This is a genomic window from Streptomyces coryli (assembly GCF_011044975.1).
Taxonomy (GTDB): Bacteria; Actinomycetota; Actinomycetes; order Streptomycetales; family Streptomycetaceae; genus Streptomyces; species Streptomyces coryli.
In genome coordinates, this window is the sequence record NZ_JAAKZV010000300.1 from 1 (window position 1) to 8,612 (window position 8,612).

At 74.3% G+C, this 8,612-nt stretch carries 12 protein-coding genes and 1 pseudogene; 7 read left to right on the forward strand and 6 right to left on the reverse strand.

Annotation, left to right across the window (positions count from 1 at the left end; translation table 11 throughout):
• A partial coding sequence (locus G5C51_RS36990) for an ATP-binding cassette domain-containing protein (RefSeq protein WP_165244442.1) occupies positions 1 to 588 on the reverse strand: 588 nt, incomplete at its 3' end.
• Between the two features lie 123 nt (positions 589 to 711).
• Here G5C51_RS36990 and G5C51_RS36995 point away from each other — a divergent pair.
• Together G5C51_RS36995 and G5C51_RS37000 are read left to right on the forward strand one after the other, a co-directional pair.
• Positions 712 to 1,086, forward strand: a complete 375-nt coding sequence (locus G5C51_RS36995; protein WP_165244444.1) for a hypothetical protein — start codon at positions 712 to 714, stop codon at positions 1,084 to 1,086.
• 99 nt (positions 1,087 to 1,185) lie between these two features.
• Positions 1,186 to 1,902, forward strand: coding sequence for a peptidyl-tRNA hydrolase (locus tag G5C51_RS37000; protein WP_165244446.1), 717 nt, complete (start codon positions 1,186 to 1,188; stop codon positions 1,900 to 1,902).
• Here G5C51_RS37000 and G5C51_RS37005 read toward each other — a convergent pair.
• On the reverse strand, positions 1,878 to 2,543 hold the full coding sequence (locus G5C51_RS37005; RefSeq protein ID WP_165244448.1) for an NADPH-dependent F420 reductase: 666 nt from the start codon (positions 2,541 to 2,543) through the stop codon (positions 1,878 to 1,880). The two genes, G5C51_RS37000 and G5C51_RS37005, sit on opposite strands and share 25 nt — an antisense overlap.
• Before the next feature lie 66 nt (positions 2,544 to 2,609).
• Here G5C51_RS37005 and G5C51_RS37010 point away from each other — a divergent pair, with 66 nt between their 5' ends.
• Positions 2,610 to 2,954 carry a winged helix-turn-helix transcriptional regulator gene (locus G5C51_RS37010; RefSeq protein ID WP_165244450.1) on the forward strand — a complete coding sequence of 115 codons (345 nt, stop codon included), beginning with the start codon at positions 2,610 to 2,612 and terminating at the stop codon, positions 2,952 to 2,954.
• 5 nt (positions 2,955 to 2,959) lie between these two features.
• Here the strand turns inward: G5C51_RS37010 and G5C51_RS37015 are convergent, their stop codons facing one another.
• The 3 genes from G5C51_RS37015 to G5C51_RS37025 are packed head-to-tail and all read right to left on the reverse strand — an operon-like array spanning position 2,960 to position 4,493.
• Positions 2,960 to 3,685, reverse strand: coding sequence for a DUF899 family protein (locus G5C51_RS37015; protein WP_165244452.1), 726 nt, complete (start codon positions 3,683 to 3,685; stop codon positions 2,960 to 2,962).
• Positions 3,682 to 4,020, reverse strand: coding sequence for a metalloregulator ArsR/SmtB family transcription factor (locus tag G5C51_RS37020; RefSeq protein WP_165244454.1), 339 nt, complete (start codon positions 4,018 to 4,020; stop codon positions 3,682 to 3,684). Before G5C51_RS37020 ends, G5C51_RS37015 begins: the two co-directional genes overlap by 4 nt.
• Positions 4,017 to 4,493, reverse strand: coding sequence for an SRPBCC family protein (locus G5C51_RS37025; RefSeq protein WP_165244456.1), 477 nt, complete (start codon positions 4,491 to 4,493; stop codon positions 4,017 to 4,019). The genes G5C51_RS37020 and G5C51_RS37025 overlap by 4 nt, the downstream gene beginning before the upstream one ends.
• A gap of 122 nt (positions 4,494 to 4,615) precedes the next feature.
• On the opposite strand from G5C51_RS37025, the gene G5C51_RS37030 reads away from it, so the two are divergent.
• Positions 4,616 to 5,110, forward strand: coding sequence for a GNAT family N-acetyltransferase (locus G5C51_RS37030; protein ID WP_165244458.1), 495 nt, complete (start codon positions 4,616 to 4,618; stop codon positions 5,108 to 5,110).
• Positions 5,107 to 5,610: an SET domain-containing protein gene (locus G5C51_RS37035; RefSeq protein WP_165244460.1), complete on the forward strand. Its 504-nt coding sequence runs from the start codon at positions 5,107 to 5,109 to the stop codon at positions 5,608 to 5,610. Before G5C51_RS37030 ends, G5C51_RS37035 begins: the two co-directional genes overlap by 4 nt.
• A 7-nt stretch (positions 5,611 to 5,617) precedes the next feature.
• On the opposite strand, the gene G5C51_RS37040 is transcribed toward G5C51_RS37035, so the two are convergent.
• Complete coding sequence (locus tag G5C51_RS37040; protein WP_165244462.1) at positions 5,618 to 6,268, reverse strand: LysE family translocator; 651 nt, start codon at positions 6,266 to 6,268, stop codon at positions 5,618 to 5,620.
• 144 nt (positions 6,269 to 6,412) lie between these two features.
• On the opposite strand from G5C51_RS37040, the pseudogene G5C51_RS37045 reads away from it, so the two are divergent.
• Together G5C51_RS37045 and G5C51_RS37050 are read left to right on the forward strand one after the other, a co-directional pair.
• Positions 6,413 to 7,727, forward strand: a pseudogene (locus G5C51_RS37045) (MbnB/TglH/ChrH family RiPP precursor modification enzyme).
• A partial coding sequence (locus tag G5C51_RS37050) for a TIGR04222 domain-containing membrane protein (RefSeq protein ID WP_165244464.1) occupies positions 7,727 to 8,612 on the forward strand: 886 nt, incomplete at its 3' end. The pseudogene G5C51_RS37045 and the gene G5C51_RS37050, both read left to right, overlap by 1 nt.

Consider the following 8,612-nt stretch of genomic DNA (forward strand, 5'->3'; position numbering starts at 1 on the left):
GCCCGACACCCAGTACACCGCACTCGCATCCCCCGCCAGCCGCCGCGGATCATGGTCGACGAACGCCACCGTCCCGCCCGCGGCCACCCGCTCCCTCACCGCCCGGTCCAGCTCCCCCCGCGCGTCCTGGTCAAGCCCCGTCCACGCCTCATCGAGCACCAGCAGCTCCGGCTCCGCCAGCAGCGCCTGGGCCACCGCGACCTTCTGGCAGCTGCCCTTGGAGAGCTCAGTCATCGGCGTACGGGCGTGGGCCGCCGCCCCGAAGCGCTCCAGCCAGGCCCCCGCCCGCGCCTTCGCCACCCGCCCGCGCAGGCCGTGGATGCGGCCGATGTGGACGAGGTAGCCCTCGGCGGTGAAGGGGAGTTCGCCGGAGAAGCGTTCCGGCACGTACGCGGTGCGCGGCCGCCCGGTGACCCGGCCCGCGCTGGGGGCGTCGAGGCCGGCGAGGACGCGCAGCAGCGTGGTCTTGCCGCTGCCGTTGGCGCCCTCGAAGCGCACCAGCGTCCCGCCCGCCAGAGACAAGTCCACCCCGCGCAGCACCCACGGCGAGCGCGCCCCGTACCGCCGTCCGACTCCGTGCAGCCTCATGCGCTCAGACGGTAGCCGAGACCGAACGCCGCTCGTAGAGCGAGCGCGTACGCCGCCGGGAGTAGCCCCGCTGCCTTCCCGCACGGGACGTGCCCGGCCGGGTCCCTGGCGCACGCTGCTGCCATGACTTCGATGACGAACCCCCGCCCGTACGCGACCGTCGCGCTGCTCATCGCCGCGGCCGGTATCCCCATCCAGATAGCCGGCGGCGCCGACTATCCCACCGTGCCGCCCGGCCTCTTCATCCTCCTCGCCGCGGCCGGCCTCTACGCGGTGCGCACCCGCTGGGCGCCGGTGGTGGCCTTCGCCGCGACAGTCATGATCGCCATCGGCGGGATCGTCGCGCCGGAACTCCGCGAGCAGCTCGCCGCCCCGTCGGACGCGGCGGTCTTCGCCGGCTCGGCGCTGCAGACCGCGGCCCTGCTGGCGGGCCTCGCCTACGGCGCGGCAGCCGTCCGCCAGTCGCTGCGCGGCCGGGAGCGGGCGGCGGCGCACTAGGGCCGGTCCGGCACCCGGTCCCACACCACCGAGCACGCCCCCTCCCCTGACCGACGGCCCCGCCCCGGACCCCACCCGGCGGCTGGCAGACTTGGCAGCGTGACCAGCACCGACCCCTCCAGCCCGTTCCGGCACGCCGAGACCGACCGGGACGCCAAGCCGCAGTACGTCCTGCCCCTCGTCGTCCGCCTGGAGCGGCCCGCCCCGCCGGCCCGTACCGACGCCCTGGAGACCGCCGCCCGCGCCGTCCTCACACTCCTCTCCGACGAGCGCGCGACGACCGCCGACGGCGAGTGGGCGGAGGCGGTACGGGCCTGGCAGGACGCCCGTATCCGCAAGGTCGTCCGGCGGGCCCGCGGCGCGGAGTGGCGGCGGGCGGAGGCGCTGCCGGGCCTCACGGTGGCCGGCGAGACCGCCGAGGTGCGGGTCTTCCCGCCGGTCCCCCTCGACGGCTGGCCGAAGGACCTGGCCCGCCTCCAGGTCTCCGGCACCGACCTGGACGACCCGGAGCCGCCCACGGCCCCCGACCCCGCTGCCCCGGTGCTGTGGCTCGCCCCCGACCTGGACATGTCGGCGGGCAAGGCCATGGCCCAGGCCGGCCACGGCGCCCAACTCGCCTGGTGGGAACTGGACGACGCGGCCCGTAAGACCTGGCGGTCGGCGGGCTTCCCGCTGTCCGTACGCACCCCGTCCCCGGAGCGCTGGTCGGAGCTGCTGCGCGCCGACCTGCCGGTGGTCCGCGACGCGGGCTATACGGAGATCTCGCCCGGCTCCTGCACGGTGATCGCCGACTACCGGGCGCTGCGGGGCAGTTGAGCCTCCGGCTCCCCGAAGGCATACGCGAGCGGCGGCAGCACACCCCGCGCGTCCACCCCCGCCAACCACAGCGGCACCATGAACGCCATCGTCGCCTCCAGCAGCCCGGCCCGCGCCAGCCCGCCCCCGTCCACCGGCACGCACCCGAGGTCGGCGACCAGCGCCCGTACCGCCGCCAGCGCCGCCTCGTCGTCGCCGCACAGCGGCACGGCGAGGGGGACGCCGTCGAAGGCGGGCGGCGTCATCCGCCAGACGTCCTCGTGGCAGAGGTTGAACGCCTTCACCACCTGCGCGTCCGGCGCCGCCGCCGCGACGCGCTCGGCCATCGAGGGCCTGCCGTCCGTGGCGAGCGTGAAGTCCCCCGGTACGACGGGGTTCGTGCAGTCGACGAGCGGCCCGCCGATGCCGCCCGCGGCGGCCAGCACGGCGGGCACGGCGGTGTCCGTCACGGCCAGCAGCGTCACCGCACCGAACCCGGCCGCCTCGGCGAAGCCGCCCGCCCGCGCGCCCATCTTCTCCGCCGCGGCCGCCACCCTCGCGGGGTCGCGGCCGCTCACCATCACCTCGTGTCCGGTCCGTATCCACTGAGTGCCTAGGGCGTCCGCCATGGTCCCGGCGCCGAGAATTCCTATCCGTGTCATACGAGCCGACGCTAGAGGCCCCGATAGACACCGATCGGTAAGCGTCGACTCCGCGATACTGGCCCCATGTTCGCCGCCGACTGCCAGGCCCGCGTCGCCTTCGACCTGCTCGCGGGCACCTGGAACGCCGTAGTCCTGCACACCCTGCGCACCGGCCCGCAGCGCCCCGCCGAGCTGCGCGCCCGGATCGGCGGCATCAGCCCGAAGGTGCTGCACGAGACGCTCCGCCGGCTGGAGTTCAGCGGCCTGCTCGAGCGCCGTGCCTACGCCGCCGCCCCGCCCCGCGTCGAATACGGGCTGACGGAGCTGGGCCGCAGCCTGCTGGGACCGATCGAGGCGATGGCGACCTGGGCCTACGCGCACGCCGACGAGGTGCTGGCGGCGCAGGAGCGCGGGGAGGCCTCGGCGTGACCCGGCTACCCGGTCAGGTCGTCGGAGTGGCCCGCCTCGAGGCGCGGCCAGTGCGGGATGGGGCGGCCGTTGTGGCTGAGGCGGATGTACTCCTCGGACCGGGGCCAGCCGTCCGGTGACTCCTCCCACGGCTCCTGGCGGCCGTAGGCGGTGAGGTCCATGAGGCGGTAGCTGTTGTCCACGCTCTCCACGCCGCGGTTGGTGGTCCACCAGGTCTCGAAGACCCGGTCGCCGTCGCGGAGATACGACACCAGGTGCATCATCCCGACGCGGCGGCCTGTCAGCAGCCGGTCGAGGGACGGGACCGCGGAGTACCAGGGCATGTCCCAGCCCAGGAAGTCCCGGTAGCGGCGGCTCTCCTCGTACGGGCCCTGGCAGAGGACCGCGTACGTGATGTCGCGCGAGTGCAGATACGACAGCTCCCTGACCTGGCTGCCGCACCACGTGCAGCCCTCGCACTGCCCGGCCGCCGGGTGGCCGTGGTGCCACATGAAGTAGTACGCAAGCAGCTGCCGCCGTCCCTCGAAGGCGTCGAGCAGCGTCACCGGGCCGTCGGGGCCGGTCAGTTCCAGGCCTGCGTCCACCTCGACCATGGGGAGGCGGCGCCGGGCGGCGGCGATCGCGTCGCCCTCGCGGGTGTGGGCCTTCTCGCGGACGCGCAGCTTGTCGAGTTCGGCCTCGAAGGCGGCGCGGTCGGTGACCGGCGGCAAGGCCGGTGCGTGGTCAGTCATTTCGCTGTCCCTTCAGCTTCCGGGGGACCCTCGGCCAGCTCCTTGATGCGGAGCAGCCGGGAGTCCCAGGACCGGCCGATCCGGTCGAGTTCGCGGGCCAGCGCGCCGAGCCGGGCGCCGACGGCGAGGTAGACCACCTCGCGGCCGCGCTGCTCGGATTCGACCAGGCCGACCTCGCGCAGCACCTCCAGGTGCTTGCCGATCGCCTGCCGGCTCACCGGCAGCTCGCGGGCCAGCGCGGAGGCCGACAGCGGGCCGCGGCCGAGCCGGGTGAGGATCTCCCAGCGCGTGGCGTCGCCGAGCGCGGCACACACGACGGGCAGCCCGGCGGTCACGCCCTCGCCTCGACGAAGGCCTTCGCGGCGGCGAGCTCGGTGAGCCAGCCCTTGTTGTTGCCCTCGCGCTCCTTCAGCCACGCGGCCGGGTCGTCGGCGAGACCGGAGAAGCCGCTCTCGACGACGCGCAGCGTCGCCCCGCCGCCGTCCCGCTCGTCGACCCAGAACTCGACCAGCGTCGAGGCCGTCGACTCGTCCCGGTGCGGGGTGCCGATCCAGCGGAAGGAGGCGTAACGCGGCTTGTCGAGTTCGACGGTCCGGAACCGGAACTCGCCGAGCGTGGGGTGCCGCAGGACGGCGACATCGCCCTCGTAATGCAGGTCGGACTCGTCCGCGACGGTGCCGTCGTTGACGTACCAGCCGGGGCGTGCGATCAGCTCCCAGACCCGCTCGGCGGGGGCGTCGATGTCGATCTGCCGGTCGATGCGGTCGAGCTCGACGAGCTCCTCGGCGGTGTAGGTGGCGTCGGTCATGGTGTCCTCCTCGGGACTATGTCTGCAACTCAAAGGTTGCACATCCGGGCCGCGAATGCAACCGCTGAGTTGCACAGTCAAATCCCTTGACCCCGCCCGCCCGTGCGGGATTCCATCGCCGCATGGACGACTCGATCACCATCCGGGACGCCGTCCCGGCCGACGCGCCCGCCGTCCGCGAGGTCGGCCTGGTCACCTGGCCACCGACGTACGGGCCGATCATGGGCGACGCATACGTGGCCGACGGCCTGGAGCGCTACTGGGGCCTGGACTTCATCGAGCGGCTGATCGCCGAAGGGCGGGTCTCGGTCGCCGCGACCGCGGACGGCGCCGTCGTCGGCATGACGAGCGTGAGCCCAGGCGAGGACGGCATCCCGGTGATGTGGAAGCTCTACGTGCACCCGGACCACCACGGCAAGGGCGTCGGCTCCGCCCTCCTGCGCGCCGCCTTCGCGCGCGCCGCCCGCACCTCGGACCGGCTCCGCCTCGACGTCCTGGACGGCAACGACGCGGCGCACGCCTTCTACAAGGCGAAGGGCTTCCGCGAGACCGGCCGCTCGTCCGACGAGGAGAACCCGGAGTGGCCGGACACGGTGTGGATGGAGGCCCCGGTATGAGCCCGGTGCCGCCGTACCCCGAGCACACCTGGCTCTCGCCCAAGGCCGAGGTCCGCGACTCCCCCATCGAGGGCCGCGGCCTCTTCGCCGTGGCGGCGATCCGGCGGGACGAGCCCGTGCAGCGCTCCGGCGGCCGGCTCATCGACGACGCCGAACTGGCCGCCCTCACGCCGCCGCACAGCAGCTTCACCGTCGGCCCGGGACAGCACCTGCTCATGGCCGCCGACGACCCGGGCCGCTACGGCAACCACTCCTGCGACCCGAACCTCTGGCTCGCCGACGCCGTCACCATGACCGCCCGCCGAGACATCGCCCCGGGCGAGGAGCTGACCAGCGACTACGCCACCCTCACCGGCATCGAGTCCTACTCCATGCCGTGCCGCTGCGGCACGCCCGCCTGCCGCGGCACCGTCACCGGCGCCGACTGGCAGCTGCCCGCTTTGCGGACCGCTTACGGGTCGCACTGGTCGCCCGCGCTGCTGGCGCGTATGGCGAGGTGAACGCGGACTATTCGGTGGCCACCCGCACCCCGAGGAAGACCAGCGTCCCGCCGAGCACCGCCTCCTGCGCCCGGCGTATCCGCGGGGACTTCAGCAGTCCGCGGATCCGGCCCACCGCCAGCGCGACCAGGCCGAGGCCTGACAGGCTGAAGGCGACCGCGATGAGGGCCAGTGCCAGTGCGACGGGCACCGCGGTGCCGGCGCCGCGGTCGTCGGGGATGAACTGCGGCAGGCTCGCCATGAAGAAGAGCGTCGCCTTCGGGTTCATCAAGTTGGTGAGCAGACCCTGCGTGAACGGGCCCCCGCCCAGGCCGAACAGCCGCCGGCGCGGCTCCTCCGCCGGCTCCGTACCCGCCGGGGAATCCGCCCGCCGCGACCGCCACACCGCCCACAGGCTCCGCGCCCCGAGCGTGACCAGCACCGCCGCCCCGGCCAGCTTCACCACCTCGAAGGCCACCGCGCTCCGCAGCAGCAGCCCGGCGAGGCCGAACGCCACCGCCACCGCATGCACGAACAGCCCCGCCGCACACTCCAGCGCCGTCCGCAGCCCGGCACCCCGCCCGCCCGCGGCGGCGCTGCGGATGACGACGGCGGTGTCGAGCCCGGGCGTGACGGTGATGAGCAGGCACAGGAACAGATACGCGGGGAGCTGACCCATGCCCCGATCCTCCCGCTCTGCCGTCGCCCCCGCCCGCGGAACCTCAAATCTTCCTCTGAAACAAAGCGATCAATGGTTCGAGTCCGCGCCCGGTGGTGAAGAGACCCCCACGCGAGCGATTGCGTGACCGGGGGAGGTGGTCGTATGACAGAACACAGGACACAGCAGCAGCGGCAGTTGGGGACGGGTATCGGCTGGCGGCCGGAGATCGCCGCCGGCATCGATCGGCTGCCGGGCATCGACTGGGTCGAAGTGGTGGCGGAGAACCTCTGCCCCGACCACCTCCCCGCGCCGCTCGCCCGCCTGCGCGAGCGCGGCGTCACCGTCGTCCCGCACGGCGTCGGCCTCGGCCTCGGCGGCGCCGAGCGCCCCGACCCGGGCCGCCTGGTGGCGCTCGCGGAGCGGGCCGAGCTGACCGGGTCGCCGCTGGTCACCGAGCACATCGCGTTCGTACGGGGCGGCGGTCCGCTGACCGCGTCGCCGCGGCTGGAAGCGGGGCATCTGCTGCCCGTCCCCCGCACCCGCGACGCGCTCGACGTGCTCTGCGCGAATGTGCGCATCGCCCAGGACGCGCTGCCCGTGCCGCTCGCCGTCGAGAACATCGCGGCGCTCTTCTCCTGGCCGGACGAGGAGTTCAGCGAGGGCGAGTTCCTCTACGAGCTGGTGGAGCGCACCGGCGTGAAGCTGCTCATCGACGTGGCCAACCTGCACACCAACCACGTCAACCGCGGCGAGGACCCGTCGAAGGCGCTCGACCGGCTGCCGCTGGAGGCCATCGCCTACGTGCATGTCGCCGGCGGCTTCGAGCGCGACGGGGTGTGGCACGACAGCCACGCGCACCCGGTGCCGGAACCGGTGCTGGACGTGCTGCGGGAGCTGTGTGCGCGGATCAGCCCGCCCGGCGTGCTGCTGGAGCGGGACGAGAACTTCCCGCCGGTCACCGAGCTCGCCGCCGAACTGGACGCGATCGGCCGTATCGCGGGGGAAGCGAAGAAGGACGTACAGGGGGTCGTCCATGCCTGAGACAGAGACGAAAGAGCTGACCGCCGCCCGCGAGCGCCTCGCCCTGCGCCAGACCGCGCTGCTGTCCGCGCTGGTCGCGGGCACCCCGGCGCCGGAGGGCTTCGACCGGGCGCGGCTGCGGGTGCAGGCGCGGGCGCTGGCCGCGAAGCGGGCCGACGTGATCGCGAAGATCGCGCCGGAGCTGCCGCGGTTCCTGGGCACCGAGTACCGCAAGGAGTTCCTCGCCTACGCCGCCGAGCACCCGCTCACCGGCGGCTACCGGCAGGACGCCCTCGCCTTCGCCCGCCGGCTCCTCGACGCCGGCAAGCCCGGCGACCCGAGCGCCCGCCGCGACCTGCGCCGCTGGTGGCGGCAGCGCAGCGGCCCGGCACCGCACCGCTCGCGGGAGCTGCTGCGCCGGGCCCGCGGCGTGCTGGGCCGGGGGTGGCGGCGCTGATGCTGGTGCTTGCGGCAGCCGCCGTCGTGGCGATCGCCGCGTCCACCGGGTGGCTGGTGGTCGCGGCGGCACGGGGGCGTCGTACGGCCCCGCCGGCCACGCCCGGCTGGCTGCCGGAGACGGCGCTGGAGGCCGCCTTCCTGGCCGGCGGACCGCGCCGGGTGGTGGACACGGCGATCAGCACGATGCACGCGGACGGACGGCTGCAACTGGATCATTACGGGCACCTCCAGGTGGACCGCCCGGTGGCGCACCACCCGGTGGAGGGCGCGGTCCTGACCGCCTGCGGCCCGCAGTGGGGTGCGGACCTCGAGGTCGTACGGGAGGGGGCCATGCGCAGCCCGGCGGTGCAGGCCCTCGGGGACGGGCTGGCGGCGCAGGGCATCCTCTACCGGCCGGAGGCGGTCAAGCCCTGGCAGGATGCCGCGCGGGTGCAGCGGTGGGCGTGCATCGGCTCGTTCATGGTGCTGTTCCTCGTCACGTTCGTGACCGCGGACCCCGGCGACTCGAACTTCTTCAGCGTCTTTCCGGTGTTCTTCGTCGCCGTCCTGGCGGCAGGCCTCGGCCAGTCGATGGCGCCCCGGGGGCGGCTCACCAAGGCCGGCTGGTCCGCCCTGGCCCAGCTGCACCGGCACAACCCGTGGGCGCCCGCCGGCACCCAGCCGTACGGTCCTGCCCTGCCCGGCCTGGTCGCGGTGGGCGGCGTGGCGGCGCTGGCGGCGGGGCCGCTGAAGGACGCGCTCAAGGCGGCCGCGGCCGGCGGGGGGAAGTCGTCCGGCTCCGCGGCGTCGTATGCCGGCTGGTCCGCCACCGACTCCGGTGCGGCCTGGTGCGGCTCCTCGGGCGGGGGCGGGAGCGGCTGCGGCGGTTCGTCCTGCGGAGGCG